The 17,580-nt window shown below is 43.3% G+C and carries 12 protein-coding genes; 3 read left to right on the top strand and 9 right to left on the bottom strand.

Going from position 1 to position 17,580, the window contains the following annotated elements; translation table 11 throughout:
- Positions 1 to 25: 25 nt before the first annotated feature.
- The gene (locus BMW86_RS04905; RefSeq protein WP_089779510.1) at positions 26 to 2,296 is read left to right on the top strand and encodes a TonB-dependent receptor; all 2,271 of its coding nucleotides are present in this window, start codon (positions 26 to 28) and stop codon (positions 2,294 to 2,296) included.
- Between the two features lie 2 nt (positions 2,297 to 2,298).
- Positions 2,299 to 3,486: a sialidase family protein gene (locus tag BMW86_RS04900; protein WP_089779508.1), complete on the top strand. Its 1,188-nt coding sequence runs from the start codon at positions 2,299 to 2,301 to the stop codon at positions 3,484 to 3,486.
- A 43-nt stretch (positions 3,487 to 3,529) separates the two neighbouring features.
- On the opposite strand, the gene BMW86_RS32730 is transcribed toward BMW86_RS04900, so the two are convergent.
- The 8 genes from BMW86_RS32730 to dprA all read right to left on the bottom strand — a co-directional run bounded on the left by BMW86_RS32730 (position 3,530) and on the right by dprA (position 14,700).
- Complete coding sequence (locus BMW86_RS32730; protein ID WP_177189154.1) at positions 3,530 to 3,676, bottom strand: hypothetical protein; 147 nt, start codon at positions 3,674 to 3,676, stop codon at positions 3,530 to 3,532.
- Between the two features lie 206 nt (positions 3,677 to 3,882).
- On the bottom strand, positions 3,883 to 4,638 hold the full coding sequence (locus tag BMW86_RS04895; RefSeq protein ID WP_089779506.1) for an SDR family NAD(P)-dependent oxidoreductase: 756 nt from the start codon (positions 4,636 to 4,638) through the stop codon (positions 3,883 to 3,885).
- An 11-nt stretch (positions 4,639 to 4,649) separates the two neighbouring features.
- Positions 4,650 to 6,581 (bottom strand): T9SS type B sorting domain-containing protein, encoded by a 1,932-nt coding sequence (locus BMW86_RS04890; RefSeq protein WP_089779505.1) that lies wholly within the window; start codon positions 6,579 to 6,581, stop codon positions 4,650 to 4,652.
- Positions 6,582 to 6,691: 110 nt separating this feature from the next.
- Positions 6,692 to 9,271, bottom strand: coding sequence for a PKD domain-containing protein (locus BMW86_RS04885; protein WP_089779503.1), 2,580 nt, complete (start codon positions 9,269 to 9,271; stop codon positions 6,692 to 6,694).
- Between the two features lie 80 nt (positions 9,272 to 9,351).
- Positions 9,352 to 10,143 (bottom strand): alpha/beta fold hydrolase, encoded by a 792-nt coding sequence (locus BMW86_RS04880; RefSeq protein WP_089779501.1) that lies wholly within the window; start codon positions 10,141 to 10,143, stop codon positions 9,352 to 9,354.
- A gap of 128 nt (positions 10,144 to 10,271) precedes the next feature.
- Entirely contained in the window at positions 10,272 to 11,864 is a 1,593-nt protein-coding gene (gene lnt, locus BMW86_RS04875) for an apolipoprotein N-acyltransferase (protein ID WP_089779499.1), read from the bottom strand.
- A gap of 189 nt (positions 11,865 to 12,053) precedes the next feature.
- On the bottom strand, positions 12,054 to 13,526 hold the full coding sequence (gene guaB / locus BMW86_RS04870) for an IMP dehydrogenase (protein ID WP_089779497.1): 1,473 nt from the start codon (positions 13,524 to 13,526) through the stop codon (positions 12,054 to 12,056).
- Between the two features lie 73 nt (positions 13,527 to 13,599).
- Positions 13,600 to 14,700 carry a DNA-processing protein DprA gene (dprA, locus tag BMW86_RS04865; protein WP_255372848.1) on the bottom strand — a complete coding sequence of 367 codons (1,101 nt, stop codon included), beginning with the start codon at positions 14,698 to 14,700 and terminating at the stop codon, positions 13,600 to 13,602.
- A 55-nt stretch (positions 14,701 to 14,755) separates the two neighbouring features.
- On the opposite strand from dprA, the gene BMW86_RS04860 reads away from it, so the two are divergent.
- Positions 14,756 to 15,589, top strand: coding sequence for a 5'-nucleotidase, lipoprotein e(P4) family (locus BMW86_RS04860; RefSeq protein ID WP_089779495.1), 834 nt, complete (start codon positions 14,756 to 14,758; stop codon positions 15,587 to 15,589).
- Between the two features lie 74 nt (positions 15,590 to 15,663).
- On the opposite strand, the gene BMW86_RS04855 is transcribed toward BMW86_RS04860, so the two are convergent.
- Positions 15,664 to 17,571, bottom strand: coding sequence for an OmpA family protein (locus BMW86_RS04855; protein ID WP_089779493.1), 1,908 nt, complete (start codon positions 17,569 to 17,571; stop codon positions 15,664 to 15,666).
- Between the last annotated feature and the right edge of the window lie 9 nt (positions 17,572 to 17,580).

The raw sequence follows: 17,580 nt of genomic DNA, 5'->3' as shown, positions 1-17,580 counted from the left end.
GACTATCAACAACTGATCTATCAACATGAAGAGACTTATATTAATTATAACAGGCATACTCCTGTTCATGCAATCGCGCGCGCAAATAAATGGAAGCGTAATCGATGCGCAGACAGGAGAAGTATTACCAGGCGTAAACGTTCAGTTACTGCACCAGTCAAAAGGCAGCAGCACAGACGCACGCGGACATTTTATATTACCAGCAGGTAAAACAGAAGATTCCGTACTGGTTTCTTTCATCGGTTACCAGTCAAGAAAACTTACATTACAACGGCCATTCATTATTTCATTAACACCGAAAGCGGCCAGCCTTAATGAGATCATTGTAACATCCAGTCGCGACAGGCAAAACCGTACGGATGCGCCGGTAGCTATCAGCTCCATTTCCACTCAGGAAATGAGAGATACAAAAGCTACCTCACTGGAACAATTGCTGAATAAGGTAAGTGGTGTATACATGGTAGACCTGGGTAATGAACAGCATACCATGGCTATCCGTCAGCCCATTGGTTATAAGAGTTTGTTCCTGTATATGGAAGATGGTATTCCGATCCGTACTATCGGCGACTTTAACCACAATGCACTGATAGAAATAAACATGGCTGCATTGAGAACAATTGAAGTGATAAGAGGACCAGCATCTTCTTTATATGGTAGTGAAGCAGTAGGTGGCGCCGTTAATTTCATCACTGCTGCTCCATCTTTACAACCTACCGTAAAAGTACAGGCAGAAGCCAGCGACCGTGGTTACAAACGTACCGACTTCAATGTATCCAACACCTTTAATAAAGTAGGTATTACCATCGGTGGATATTATGCTGATCAGCGCAACGGTTACATGGACCACAGCGATTTTCATAAACTGGCATTAACACTACGCGCAGATTACCAGATCAACGAACGTAATAAATGGATCAACGCCGCAACACTGGTGGATTATTATACAGACCAGGTAGGCGGTTTAGACAGTACACATTTTTACAACAAAGATTATCGCAATTTTCAAACCTTCTCTTATCGTAAAGTAAATGCATTACGCTACAGAAGTACGCTGGAACATACCTGGGATAATACGAATCATACCACTGTTACCGGCTTCTTCAGGCATAACAGCATCGGACAAAATCCATTTTATGCACTCAAAAATTCAGCAACAAATCCGTTAAAAGCTGCCGGTGAAATCAATGATGACAGCTTTAACAGTTATGGATTGATAATACAGCATAAGAAACAGTTCGCCTGGAAGAATGCATCGCTGATAGCGGGTGTCAGTGCAGATTACAGCCCTGCTACTTACCTTGCTAATTACATTGATGTTACTAAAAATGCAGCAGGCTATTTTACCGGTTATGCTAAAACGGATTCCGTATTAACAGACTATAATGTAGGCTTGTTAAATACAGCTGCTTATGCACAACTGGATATGGAACTGGTACAGGGATTAAAACTGTTAGCAGCAGTACGTTACGACAGGATGGATTATAATTTTGATAATCATCTTCCTCCATCTGCATACACCGGTGCACCAGACGACCGTAATAATTTCAATGCGCTTACACCCAAGCTGGGTCTTACATATGACTTTGGCAGAAGCCGTGGTTTATATGCCAATTACAGCGTTGGATTTGCACCACCTAACATCTCGGAATTATACGATGGTGTAAAAGTGCCCGTATTAAAACCTGCTACTTATCGCAACTATGAAGCCGGAGGATGGTTTGGTTTTGCAAATGATAAAGGGTATGCAGATGTAAGTGTATACGAAATGAAAGGCACCAATGAAATCATCAGTGTAAAACTGGATGATGGTTCTTATGAAAACCGTAATACCGGACGTACTACACACAGAGGGATAGAATGGAATGTACGGTATGCTATTTTACATTCTTTATGGATTCGCAGCAGTGGTACTTATGCGGAACACTTCTTCAATAAATACATAGAAAAAGGAACCGTATATGATGGTAATGAGATGAGCGGTGCACCTAAAGTAATCACCAATACAGAACTTACATGGAAACTAAAAGGCTTCCGTTTAAGTGGTGAATGGCAACATATCAGCCGTTATTATATGGACCCGCAGAATACACAATATTACAAAGGATATAACCTGCTGAATGCACGCACAGGATATGCCTGGAGAAATATTGAATGCTGGGTAAACTGCCGCAATATCGGGGACATTATCTATTCAACTACATCAGAGAAAACAGCTTACGGCACTACTTACAGACCAGGTCCTAAACGCACTTTTAATATTGGCCTGGCATATACATTTACAGGTAAAAAAGGATAAAGATGAGAGGATGGATATTATCACTGATGTTGATAGCAGCCTGCAAACAACAGGATGTCTCAGAACATATACTTTCCAATAAAGGTAAAGATGCATCGTGTGCACATATAACGGGAACGGCAGATGGAAAAACAGTCATCAGCTGGATAGAAACAGAAAAGGGTGCTGAAACAGGCATGTTGTATTATGCAGTATCTGTAAACGACACCTTCTCTGCACCGCTGCCGGTAACTACATCCACAGGTGTGTTACCGCATGCAGAGAATATGCCTAAGATAGTATTTAAGCCCAATGGAGAGGTGATAGCGATGTATGGCGTAGAGCAGAATGATGCACGTAATAAATATGCAGGACGGGTGTTTTACACCCGTTCTCTTAACGGTGGTAAAACATGGTTGGTGCCACAGTCGCTGGTGGCTGATACCGGCAGTTATGACCAGCGTTATTTTGATATGACAATACTGCCCAATGGAGAAGCCGCAGCGATATGGCTGGACAACCGTAAACATACAAATGACGAAGGCTCTACTTTGTATTATGCAGTAACAGATGGTCATGATGGATTTAAAAAAGAAAAGCCGTTAGCAGAAACTGTTTGTCAGTGTTGCCGTACAGCCCTGTATACAGATACAAAAGGAGATATCCATATTGCTTTCCGGGATATCATCAACGATTCTATCCGCGACATGGTACATATGGTATCTACAGATGGAGGTACTTCTTTCAGCACACATAACCGCATCAGTGCCGATAATTGGGTAGTGCGTGGTTGCCCGCATACAGGCCCGGCTATGGTAAGGAACAGTACAGCCATGCATTTTGCCTGGTTTACTATGGGTGGGGGACAAGGCGTGTTCTATTGCAGATCTCTGGATAATGGTAAAACATATACGCAAAAGGAGCCCGTAAGTACAACCCCTATGGCAAAACATCCGCAGATAACAGCATTGGGAGATAAAAGTGTGATGATGGTATGGGATGAGCCGGTAAAAGTGGGTAATAACTTTAACTATCGTATTGGTTTCCAGAAAAGGAACACAGCAGGAGACGTGCTGGAAACAGGCTTACTCACTTCAGATTCAACATACAGTACATTCCCTGTAATAAAAGCGATGGATGACCACAGGGTATTGGTAGCTTATACGAAGAAGGTAGGAGAGTTGGAAGAAGTAGTATACAGATTAAAATAAAAAAAGTCCCGGGCTTTGCCTGGGACTTTGATTTCTTCTTTGCTTAGTAACTAAAAGCTCCGGCCCATTCCTGGCGGGTAGCCCAGCGACCGTAGTTATTCTTTTTGGATTTGTCAGCGTAGAAGCGCCATTCTGCTTTCCACTTGGGATAGTAAAGGCGCAACAAATACAGTGTTGCAAATGTAAGCATAGGGATTAGGATTATCGGTTTTAGGATAGATAGTTAGCATGAATCATTACGTTAGTTAGTCGGCATTCATTTTCCCCCTGGATAATATGGTTTTCAATAAAAATAACTGCATCATCCGTCAATTTTCCACATGTAAATCACCAATCCAAATATATGTTAATTATATCAACTATAACATAACATCTATGTGGTATTTTAACATTTTTTTATTCTTTCTGGAAGTAATAAGCGTTGGCTTGTTGTAAACAGGTGATCACCAGATCGTTAATGCAAACGTGTGCCGGCAGGGTAGCACAATAATAAATTGTGTCTGCTATATCTTCCCCTTTTAAAGGAGTAAAGCCCTTATAAACATTATCCGCTTTTTCCGCATCTCCCTTAAAACGAACCACTGCAAACTCCGTTTGTGCGGCTCCGGGATGTACTGCAGTTACCTTAATACGATAAGGCAGCAGGTCTATACGCATAGCCTGGGAAAGAGAATCAACCGCGGCTTTGGTAGCACAATAGACATTCCCGTTGGCATATGCCTGTTTGGCAGCGGTAGAGCCCAGGTTAATGATATGTCCCTTACCCTGTGCCTTCAGCCAGGGGATCACGGTGCGGGATACATACAGTAACCCTTTTACATTGGTATCTATCATGGTATCCCAGTCAGAGAACTCGCCCTGGTCAATACTGCTGGAGCCCATTGCCAGGCCGGCATTATTGATCAGTATATCCACTGCCTTCCATTGTTCCGGTATGGCATTGAGTGTGGCTGTTACCGCTTTCTCATCCCTTACATCAAAACAGAGGGGCAATACTTTGATATGATGTTGTTGTTCAAGTTGTTGCTGAAGGAGTTGTAATCTTTCCGTACGACGTCCGGTAATAATGAGGTCATAACCGTTAGCAGCAAACTTTTTCGCACATGCTTCACCGAACCCGGATGTTGCGCCTGTAATCAGAACTATAGCCATTTAATGAATATTTACTTCACCAAAGTTACAGTGCCTTTGCGTAAAATAGTTTTACCGGTGAAATCTTTTCCTTCCAGGATCCAGATATAGGTGTCTATAGGGGCAGGAGCGCCTTTGATAGTACCGTCCCAGCCGGTACGGAAATCAGTGGAAGAATAGATCAGCTGTCCCCAGCGGTTAAAGATGCGGAAGAAATTATATTCGGTGATACCCACAGGGATAAAGCGGAAATGATCGTTCTGCCCGTCTCCGTTAGGACTGAAAGCTGATGGTACATAAATATCCGGACCAGTATAATACTTGATATGGATAGAGTCATACCCCTCACATCCCTGCACATCAGATACCCTCAGTGTATAGGTAATATCCTGGTTCCAGCTGACCATCGGGTCTGGGAGGCCGGTATTACTTAATCCTTCCGGGGGGTACCAGTTGTAAAAATCCCCACCTGTGGCATGTAACTGGAATTGCTGTCCCTTGGCAATGATGGTATCGTTGCCGGCAAAAGGCCGTACTTCATAGATCCTCACATCTTTGGTAAGGGTGGTCATACAGTCATGGTCAGTATACAATGTTAACGCTACGGTATATAACCCGCCTTTATCATAAGTAAAGTCTACATGTGTACCATAGGCACGGTTCAATATACTATCATCTTCCAGTCCCATATCCCAGCGCCGTTCTGTTATCTTTCCATAGGTATAGGAAGAGTGATCATCAAACTGTATCAGACTCCCTTTACAAAAGCCGGTAGTACTAAAATCTGCTGATAACCCGGGATAATTGCTGATAGTACCGGTGGTACTGTCCGTACATGTCAGGCCGGGGTTCACCACCAGTTTTACTTTATACATCCCGGTATCGGGAAACTGATGCCTGAATACTGTTCTGTCATAGGTGATCGTATCTGTACCATCGCTGAAGCTCCAGTAATAAGCAGAGGTAAAACCCGCATTACTGGAATTGGGAATCAGTACACTGAGGTCAGCATCTGCCACACAGTTTTGTAACAGAGAAGGAAAACCAGCTTTGATATTGGTAGTACAATTAAATACAGTAAGCAGGATATCCTTATGATGGGTGCCTATCAGCATTTTACTTTTACGGTCGTATTCACTCACACATACAGATACTACAAACTGCCCTTCTTTGGTAGGGGTACCATACAGTAGCCCGTTCTCATCGATACCTATCTGCGGAGAGCCACCCATAGGATTACTGCCTGAATAAGGAGAAATATAACTTACGGTAGTATTATAAGGAGGAGGATCAGCAGATGCTACTTCATTGCGGGTAGTACCACCGGTAAGGGCATCGCAGAGGTTATAGGTAAGACTGTCTCCATCGGCATCATAAGCAGCATAATCATATTTAAAAGGAAGATTGGCGCAGATGACAATAGCCGCATCTTTATCAAAGTGTACACTCTTATTGGTAGGGCGGTTTTCTATACCGGGGATCATCGTATAAAACGTAGAACCTTCATGTTCAGAATCGTATATGTTAGCCAGTTTTTGCCCGCGGCAGCAACGCTGATAAGTAATGTAATAACCACCCCTGATAGGGGCCAGTGCAATCGTATCACGATAAAAAACTACTTCCAGGTTTTGGGTGCGTGGAGCAAGACAGGGATTCTTTAGTGTATCGCGCAGGGGCTTTGTTTCTTTGATATATAAGAGGATAGCATTTTGCACCCGTTCTCCCCTGGAATTATAAATGTTTATAGGTACCGGGTTCTCAAAGTGGTCCAGGCAACCCTGAATATCCCCGCAGGTAAAGTCTGCATTACGATATAGCTTTAATGTGATAACGTATACGTATTTATTGCCTTCCGGAGTTATTCCCACATACTCATAGTAAATCTCGCCGCCAATAATATGGTAACCAGCTGCAGTAACGTGGATTAAAATGCAGCAAAGGGCCAGAATGAAAGATTTGCGCATTGACGGGGTACAGTAATGGGAATGGTAATTTCCTATAGGAATTTACTGAAAAAAAAATACCCCCGCAACATCAATTAAAACAGTATATACAGCCGTTTGGTAATCATTACTTACCTCAAAAGCGTAACAGTTCCTTTACGTAAAACAGTATCATTATTGATATTTTTTCCCTGTACAACCCATACATAAGTACCAATAGCAGCAGGCTCTCCATTGTAGTTTCCATCCCATCCCTTCATATATTCATAGGTGCTGTACATCAGTTTTCCCCAGCGGTCGTATACCCGGAAAAACTCAAGCTGCAAAATACCTACAGGCAAAGGACGGAAGATGTCATTCGTACCATCGCCATTAGGAGTAAAGCCGGTAGGGATATAGATATCAGGGCCGGCAATGAAGCGTACACGAATATCATCCTTGCCAGAGCATCCTTCTATCGTATAGGCTGTAACCGTATACGTAATATCGTGATTGATAATAGTGATAGGATTATAAACAGTGGGGTCATCCAGGCCATCTACAGGAGTCCATACATAAGACACTCCTCCGCTGGCATGCAACTGGAATGGCTGATTGAGTATAGCAATGGTATCATTGCCTGCAAATGCCGGTACTTTAGGCACTACAGATACCCATACAGTATCCGTTACTGCTTTTGGACAACCCTTTGTATCTGTAACAGTAACGATGTACATCGTGGTATCTGTTGGTCTGGCAATTGTACTGGATTGTTGTGGCGTCAGTAATGTAAAGGTGGGGGACCATTGATAATAAGTACCGCCCGATGCCTGTAACAGTATCTGGTCTCCGTAACAGATCGTACTATCAGTTCCTGCATTAGCAACAGGAGGATCTACCAGCGTAAGCTGCACCGTATCACCGCCACTGCAATCGCCCAATTCTCCTATTACGCTATATGTAGTGGTAGGAGGAGTTGGTGTAATATACAAATCTGCGCTATCGCCTACCTGTGTATTGTTGTCCACGTTATACCATGTAAGCGGATATTCACCGTCTACAGTAGCATGCAGGTGTACTTCATCTCCCGTACAGATAGTACTGTCAGCACTCGTTGTTACGATCAGTTTATCTCTTACATCAACAGCTACACTTTTTGTGTTTGTACAACCGGTGGCATCAGTAAACGTAACAGTATAAGTGGTATCCACCTTTGGTGTAACCACCGGAGTGGCTGTATTGGCGCCTGTAATATTATAATTGGGTGTCCATGCATAAGAACCATTTACCACATTCCCATCTACATTACTTTCTGCAAAAAGCGACAATGAGTTACGTATGCACAACAACGTATCACCGGTAGTATAGAGAGGAGGATTATTATACACAATGATATTACTTGTGTCATATTTCTCACATCCCCTGGCTGTTCTCAGTAAGAGTACTACCTGATAATTACCCGGTCCCGGGTATTTATACTGAGGGCTTTTTAATAAAGAGGTATCATCACTGGCGGTACTAACGCCAAAGTCCCAACGATAATAGGTAATCGCATCACTCTGTCCGGACGTAGTAGAGTTATTCCCGAAAGAAGTAATAGTATTACTGCAGAATCCACTGATGTTGACATCCGGGTTTAACAGCGGGTATACATACGCAAGCGCTGTAGCACTGTCTCCGCAATTACTTAAACTATCAACATATAATTTCACGGTATACAAACCCTGAGCAGCATAAGTATGTTGAATAGGATCTGTGCTTGTAGTAGTAAGCGTAGAACCATCTCCAAAGTTCCAGTCGTACGTTTTACCCTCTGTACTGTTATTGAGGAAAGTAATCGTATAACCGGAGCAGTCATTGTATTTATCAGGCATCGCCGCTACCACTTCTTTCACACAGGTAGTAACGTTCATGTGAAAATCTTTACGATGAATACCAAATAAGACTCCATTCTTGTATTCATACACACATACGGTTACTACATATTTACCTGCCGGCGGAGCAATACCCGAAATAACGCCTGTTTTAGGATCTATGTATGCGCCTGTTCCCAGTGGACCTCCACCGGTATAAGGGCTTTTATAAGGAACGGAAGTATAAGGAGGAGCCACAGCTGCAGGTGGAGTAGCTTCTTTATCATTGCTCTTTGTTACCTGTCCACCGCCATATGCTTCGCAGAATACGTAAGCGAGGCTATCACCATCTATATCTGTAGCAGAAAAATCATAAGTAAATTTCTTACCTGCACACACCAGTACTGCTTCATCTTTTGCAAATACAGGACTGGAATTACCTGTAGGATTAGTTCCTGGCAATTCTGTAAAATAAGACGCACCATTACCCGGATAATTATCCTGGTCATCGGCTCTGTGTGTATCAATTATATTTGCCATAGAGTTATCCCTGCAGCAACTCTGGAAGGATACCGTATATCCTGCTGTGTTAACAGGTACTGTGATCGTTGTAATATAAATACCTATCTGGAAACATACTGTTGGAGGATTTACTATACAGGGATCTACCTGTGCCAATGTCTTTTCTTCTTTACTGGTACGTGCCACCAGCACAGGAAATCCTGATGGCTGACTGCCATCTGTTTTACTGAAAACCCCGAAATATACCGAAGCCGGTAATTCTGCTAAATTATCTGCATGCGTACATACACGGAATAGCTTCAGCGTTACCTGGTAGGTCACACCTGTACTGGTAGCGCTGATATATTTATATGACATCTCGCCCCCAATAATATGGGAAGCCCGGGATATGAGTCCGCAGGAAAGGATAAAAAGCAGTATGAGGGTTCGTTTCACTATCAGTATTGTTGGCAAAAAAGAATAAACTCCTGTAACAGGCCATTGCTGGCTTCAGGTACTTCCCACATACCCATATGTCCTGTCTCCGGGAATATATGTATACTGCTGGTATAGGGCATTGATACCTGTGGTAATACACCTTTCAGCGGAACTGCCGTATCATCTTTCCCTATTACAAACAACACAGGTACCTGCAGGGATGATAATACAGCCGTACGATCAGGACGGTTGATCATAGCGTGATAATATGTTATCAGTGATGCCTGCGGACATTGCATTCCCATTGTCACATAGGCATCTACCTGTTCGGGATGTTGCTGTTTATAAACAGGACTGAACATATTCGGCAATGCTTGTCTTATAAACGCTTCTCCTCCGTATTGTCTTATAATATTGATAGATTTAAGACGACCTTCTTTTTTCTCTTCACTATCAGGAGCTGCAGTAGAGTGGAACAATCCCAGTCCTTTTACCATCGCCGGATATTTTTCTGCCAGTGCCAGCGCTACATAACCTCCCATAGAATGGCCGATAATCACTGCGCTTTCAATTCCGTCCGCCAGTAAAATAGAATGAACAAAATCGGCCATACTCTCAATGCTAAGTGGCTCAGTAAGCGGTGTTTGCCCACTGCCGGGTAAGTCCGGAGCTATCACGTAGAATTGTTCGCTTAGGTAAGCCTGCTGTTGTTCCCATATCTGGTTGTTCTCTGCAAATCCATGAATCAATACGACAGCGGGCTCTTTTACTTTGTTTAGAGTACTATTTCCGGCAGAAAGTTTAGTCTGCATTATAAATTATTTATTTAAAACGCGATTAACTTGTCAGATAGCTGACAGGCATCTGACAAGTAACGAATAATGTAACTCAGATTATATATATGCGTAAACCGCAATCAATCATTTACTATCCTAACGGGTTATGATATCTTCTTCTGCCTGAACCGCAGGTAGAAACTATATATGATCAGCAATATACAAAAAGCTGATGCAGCCTTTGAAATAAGATCACCATATTTTACATAGAACGTCAAAATGTAACCGGGTGTTACATTTCCTTTAATAACTCCTTCTTTCCAGTAGGGCAGGGGTTGCTGAACCCTTCCCATGGGGTCTATGATACAGGAAATACCGGTGTTCGCGCTGCGGGCTATCCAGCGTCTTGTTTCTATTGCGCGTAAACGTGCATATTGCAGATGTTGCCTGTGACCTTCTGTATTTCCCCACCACCCATCATTAGTAATAATGAAGAGGAGATTAGCTCCCATACGTACATGCTCTGCCACATATTCTCCATACACAGATTCATAACAGATAGCAGGAGATACTTTAATACGTTTGTCTGTACTTGTCAGTACATTTTCACCCGCTGTACGGCCATAACCACCCGTAATTCCACCCATATCCAATGCCAGGTATTTCATGAAGAACATATAACGGGCATAAGGGATCATTTCCACACCCGGCACCAGCTCATACTTATGATACACCTGTACAATACCGGAAGTATCTATCTGTACCGCTGAATTAAATACATCATAAGAAGAATTTTCATCCATGATGCGTGCCGTATAGGGCATTTCATCCAGTTTATCGTAACGTTTAAGGGTAATGGCTCCGCTGATGATCGCTGCTTTGGGATATTGCTGTAAAAAATAATGAATGCTTTGTGTACCACCTTCAGTAGCCAGGTTATTTTCCCAGACGCCATTGGTGAACAGCGCTGTTTCAGGCCAGATGATATATGCCGTCTGGCTATCTGTTTTTTGCTTTGAGAGTTCTAATAATTTATCCAGTTGCCTGGCTGCTGCTGCATAACTCTCTGCAAATTTATCGTAAGGATCAATATTCGGCTGAACGATGACTACCTCTTTAGAAGGTCCTTCCGGTGTTTTGAAAGTATATTGTATAAGGGAACTTAAGAGTAATGGAATGATAATGATAGCGGCCGGTTTCCAGGCTGTTTTCCAGTCCCGCAACTGCCAGGTATGATAAATGGAAATATTACACAGGAGCACCCATAATGTACCACCGCTTGCACCGGTATATTCATACCACTGTATCCAGGAAGGATACATGGCAAAAGCATTACCCAGGCTTAACCAGGGCCAGCTGAATTCCCAGTTCAGATGCACATATTCAAACGTGATCCAATATACGATGAGTGCAAAGTATCCTGCTGTTGTGCCTAGTCGTTTGCGTGAACGATAGTATCCCAGCAGGGGTACGCTCATCACGGTAGTATTAATAAGATTGGCTGCCAGTCCGCTGATAGGTACGGTCGTATTACCCACCCACCAGGTAGTGCCTACATTCCAGATAAATAAAGAAAGATAAATATAGCCGTAATACTTCCCGGTGGATTCCACTGTATCTGCAAGGCGCAGCAGGGGAATAAATGCGATAAAAATAAGAAAGGTAAGGGGAGAGGTGGGCCATGCTGCCCATAGTAACGCCGCCCCACTAAGACTTAATAATACCGGAACCCATCTTTGCGTACTTCTTTTTGCCATTTCTATTTGAGTCTGTTTTTTGGGTGCAGGGCGAAGCCCTGCAAAACCCCTTCATTCAAAAATAACACTTCACAACCAATACTCCATATCCCATCCACATAGCGAACACAGCCTGTCATATATAACCCCTTAAATAACAAAGCCCCTTGTCATAGACAAGAGGCCTTATTAATTTATAATTAATTATAATTATCTGCTATAATTCGGCGCTTCTTTGGTAATCACCACATCATGGGGGTGGTTTTCCTTCACAGTAGCCGGAGATATTTTGATAAACTGTGCACTCTGCAGGGTAGTAATATCTTTAGAACCGGTAAGCCCCATACCTGCACGCAACCCACCAACAAACTGCTGGATTACTTCTGCCAGCATGCCTTTGTAAGGAACACGGCCTACGATACCTTCAGGCACCAGTTTCTTGATATCATCTTCTTCCTGGAAATAACGGTCTTTACTACCTTCCATCATTGCTTCCAGGGAACCCATACCACGGTAAGACTTGAATTTACGTCCTTCGTAGATGATAGTTTCTCCGGGGCTTTCTTCCACACCAGCAAAGATAGAACCTGCCATGATAGCGGAAGCGCCTGCTGCCAGTGCTTTCACCATATCACCGGTATAACGGATCCCACCATCAGCAATAACGGGTACACCTGATTTCTTCAATGCTTCAGCTGCATTCAGTACAGCAGATAATTGAGGGAAACCGGCACCGGTAACAACGCGGGTAGTACAGATAGAACCTGGTCCTACGCCTACTTTCACCGCATCTGCACCTGCTTCTGCCAGTGCAAGAGCACCTTCGGCAGTGGCTACGTTACCTGCTATCACCTGTAATTTAGGGAAGGTCTTTTTCAGCTTCTTCAGGGTGTTCAGTACTGCAATGGAATGCCCGTGAGAGCTATCCAGGCAAACCACGTCCACACCTACGTTAATAAGTGCCTGTGCCCTTTCTATTACATCAGGAGTGATTCCTAAGGCAGCACCTACCAGTAAACGGCCAAATGCATCTTTAACAGCATTCGGGTAGCTGGTGAGCTGAAGGATATCCCTGTATGTGATCAGTCCTGCCAGTTTGCCGTGTTTGTTTACAACGGGCAGTTTTTCTATCTTATTCTGTTGTAAGATCTTTTCTGCTTTCTTGAGGTCAGTCCCTTCAGGCGCTACTACCAGGTTTTCAGAGGTCATAACCTCGTGTACCAGGCGTTTGTGGTCCTTTTCAAAACGGAGATCACGATTAGTAAGGATGCCCACCAGTTTGTCTTTTTCGTCAACGATGGGAATACCGCCTATCTTGTTCTCTTTCATCAGCCTCAGGGCTTCAGCGATGGTCGCATTGGCACGCAGGGTAATGGGATCGATGATCATGCCGCTCTCACTGCGTTTCACCTTTCTCACCTGTTCTGCCTGTTTTTCAATGCTCATGTTCTTATGCAGAATACCAATACCTCCCTGGCGGGCCAGTGAAATGGCCAGTTCAGCTTCGGTAACAGTATCCATCGCAGCAGATACCATCGGCAGATTTATGCGTAAGTTTTTAGTAAGTTGCGTTGTAAGATTTACATCTCTGGGCAATACTTCAGAGTAGGCTGGAACCAGCAGCACGTCGTCAAAGGTGAGTCCTTCTTCAACAAATTTCGGTTTTGATTTTCCGGCAGGCATGTTGCAACTATTTGTCAGTTATTAAATAATTGCACGCAAATGTACGATAAAAAAAGCACAATGCCGCCTAACTTTATACCAATTGGTATTTTTGACCTGGTAGGCTCTTCAATATATGCTGCATTTCCATCTGCATCACCAGGCTGTTTATCTGGCTACCCGGAAGGGGTATCTGCCGGCAGATCTCATCTATATGTTTCTCTTCCTGCCCGGCAAACAACGCCATAATGCGCCGTTCTTCCTCACTTAACTCAACAAAAAGCGCTTTTTGAGGGTTGGGGCGGGGCTTTACCACCTGCTCCCATCCCATCATATCCAGTATATCACTGGCACCGGTAATCAGCATAGCCTTATTTGCTTTAATCAGATCATTACAGCCCGCAGCATTAGGATCGCCTACACGCCCCGGAAGGGCCATTACATCCCTGTTATAGCTATTGGCAATATCAGCAGTAATCAATGAACCGCCTTTAGCACCACTCTCTATTACGATGGTGGCATCTGCCATCCCTGCTACTATCCTGTTTCTTCTGGGGAAGTTCTGTTTATCCGGATTTGTTTCACTGATAAATTCTGTAATCAGCCCGCCATTGTGAACCATTTGCATAGCGGTGGATTTATGTATAGCCGGGTAAATACGGTCCAGCCCGTGGGCCATTACGCCAAGTGTAGGTATATTATTTTCAACAGCAGTTCTATGCGCGATAATATCTATGCCATATGCCATCCCGCTTACAACTGTTACATTATAAGGCGCCAGTGCTGCTACTAATCTGGCACACATCTGTTTCCCATATTCTCCTGGCGCACGGGTGCCAATCACATTTACAATCCTGGATGCATTCAGATTGGCGGTGCCTTTAAAATACAGCATTATTGGGCTGTCATAACACTGTTGCAATCGTTGCGGATAACCGGGATCTGTATAAAAGACAGGCTGAATATGATACTTCTCTATAAAAGCGATCTCTTTATCTACTTTCTTAAAATCATTAAATGATTTTATAGCCAGCGCCCTGTTGCTGCCTACATCTTCAATGCATGCAAGTTCCCGTTTGCCGGCTGAAAAGATAGCGCTGGCAGTACCGAAACAGCTAAGCAGTTTCTTTGCGATAACGTCTCCTATCTGTGAAATTTGGGTGAGGGCAATTTGGTGGCGTAACTCATCTTGCATATTCCTTACTTTTGTGGTCAACATTCCAAATTTATCACTTTCCCACTGGTCTTCCATGCAAAAGTTCACCTTTTTTTTAACATCCGCTCTCCTTCTTCCCACACTAAGCTGCAAAACAGTAAAACCAACTGTTCCGCAAACCAGCAAAGCAGTAGAAGCTCCTGTTCCGCAAACTGCATTAGTCCCTTACGGGCCTGCATTTGCAGCCTTATGGCAACAACAGTCTGCTGAATATAAAGCGCTCTGTTTTCAGGCATACAACATCGCTAAATTACGCCTGAATGAGCGCCTTCAACAGGCACATGAAAAGCCGCTGGCAATCGTAACAGATATTGACGAAACCATTTTAGATAACAGCCCTTACACAGTACATACTTCCTTACACGGACAATCATACTCAGATAAAACATGGTTTGAATGGACGGCAAAAGCTGCTGCAGATACAGTCCCTGGTGCATTGTCTTTTTTACAATTCGCAGCATCAAAAGGAGTGCATATATATTACATTACCAACCGTGCAGAAACAGAACGTGAGGTTACCTTAAAGAACCTGCAGCACTGGCATTTCCCGGATGCAGACAATGCACACCTGTTATTAAAAACGACTACCTCAGGCAAAGAAAGCCGCAGACAACAGGTAGCAGAAACACATGATATTGCATTATTAATGGGAGATAATCTCAGCGATTTCGCAGTGATATTTGATAAGCTGCCTTCAGATCAAAGAGAACAGGTAACAAAACAATCAGCTGCTGATTTCGGTAACCGCTTTATAGTATTACCCAACCCCATGTATGGAGATTGGTTACCCGCAATGTTCCAGTACAACTACAAAAGAAGCACACCAGAAATGGATTCAATATTAAAAAGCAAACTGAAAGATTATTAGAGAAAGTATATCGCTATAAAAGGAATGGCCCGCAGTCGCGGGCCATTCCTTTTATAAAAATCTTTATCAGCATCTTAATAAGTAAAACACAAAATCTTAAACTCTGTTCTCCTGTTCTCCGCTTTTCCCGCCTCTGTAGTATTAGGTGCCACCGGCTTCGTCTCTCCATAACCTTTCGGCTGCAATCTCCACTCTTCAATTCCCTTACTCACCATATAGTGCACCACCGCCTTCGCACGATGCTCGGACAACTGCATATTATCATAATCACTACCCACATCATCCGTATGCCCACCTACTTCTGTTGTCATCATAGGGTTATCTTTCATCAAAGCAACCACTCTATCCAGCTCAGGGAAAGACTCTGGTTTCAGCACATACTGCTTGCTATCAAAGAAGATATTATGCAATACTAACACCGCCGCTGTATCAATCGTCTGCAAAGGAATATTCTTCTCATAAGAAGAATCCTGATCCCCTGCATTCTTCAAAGAAAAGTTATCAGAATAGAACAAAAATCCTTTCTTATTCACATTGAAAGCATAATCTTTTCCTACCGGTAATGTCACCAGGTAATTACCATATTCATCACTCTTAATATTAGCAATATTAAAGCCTGTAGACACATCCGTCAGTTCTATATTCGCAATTAGACGACGGTTGATATTTTTCGCATCATGCACAAAACCTCTCACATACAACGTCCTCAATGGTCGTGCAGCCGGATACAACTCAAAGCTGTAAATATCCAGTTCGCCTCTGCTATCTGCACGATTAGAAGCATAGTAGGCAGTCTTACCATCAGAAGCTACTACCAGACTGGCTTCCTCATCAATTGTATTGATAGGATAACCAAGATTGGTTGCTGGTCCCCAGCTACCATCTGCCTGACGGCGCGAGTAAAATATATCCATGCCACCATACCCCTGCAAACCATTGGAAGCAAAGTATAAAGTCTGGTTATCCGCATGAATAAAAGGAGTTGTTTCTCTGCCTTTGGTATTAATGTTGGGGCCTAACCTTTCCGGTACGCCCCATTTACCATTCGGCTGCAACTGACTCATGAAAATATCAGACCCGGCATCCTGGGTCTCTTTAGCAAAATAGAGTGTTTGTTTATCAGGAGATAAGCAGGGTTGAGATTCCCAGTCACGGCTGTTTATCGGCGCTCCCATATTAATTGGGTCTACCCACAAGCCTTCCTGTGTTTTTATTGTGTAATAGATATCACAACTACCTCTGCCACCAGGGAAATCACAACCGGTAAATACCAGCATTTTCCCATCCTGGGAAATATTCTGCGCCCCCTCATTAAAAGAAGATGAATTCACAGGCTGGCCCAGACTCACTGCCGGTCCCCATTTAGCACTATCATCTTTTTCAGACACATAAAAATCCTCATTTGTGCCATTCACGCGCCTGGTAAAAATGAGTGTTCTGTTATCGATTGTAAGAGAAGGAAAGTATTCAGGATCTTTAGTGTTGATGCTGTCTCCCATATTATGCGGTTGAAAGGGAACAGCCTGCTGAGCGGTATTTACAGCGAAATCTAAATTCAGCTTCAACGCTTCCGCCTTGGCACTTTTTACTTTATTAGTAGCGATATAGGCGTTCACCAGTTCCAGCGCTTCTTTAAAACGACCTACGCCGGACAATGCCTTACAATAGGCCAGCATAGCAGGTCTGGTAGAAGCGCTATCCAAACGTACCAATACTTCATAGCTATTGATGGCTTCCTTATATTTTCGCATTTCAACAGAGGTGATCACCATCTGTCCATAAGCATCTGTAAATCCAGGTTCAATTTTAATCGCATCCTGCAAGAGTGAAATCGCATCTTCCATCTTGTATTCCCGGACAGCCATTTGTGCTTCATCAAAACTTTTCTGGGCTTTTTTCTTCGCAGTTTCATATGTCACTACCTGGGCATGCAAACTGGCACACATCACAAGACAGATCAGGAGTAAGAGGGCTTTATTCATAACATACTA

This window comes from Chitinophaga sp. YR573 (genome assembly GCF_900110995.1).
Taxonomy (GTDB): Bacteria; Bacteroidota; Bacteroidia; order Chitinophagales; family Chitinophagaceae; genus Chitinophaga.
This window is presented reverse-complemented; position numbering and strand designations above follow the sequence as displayed.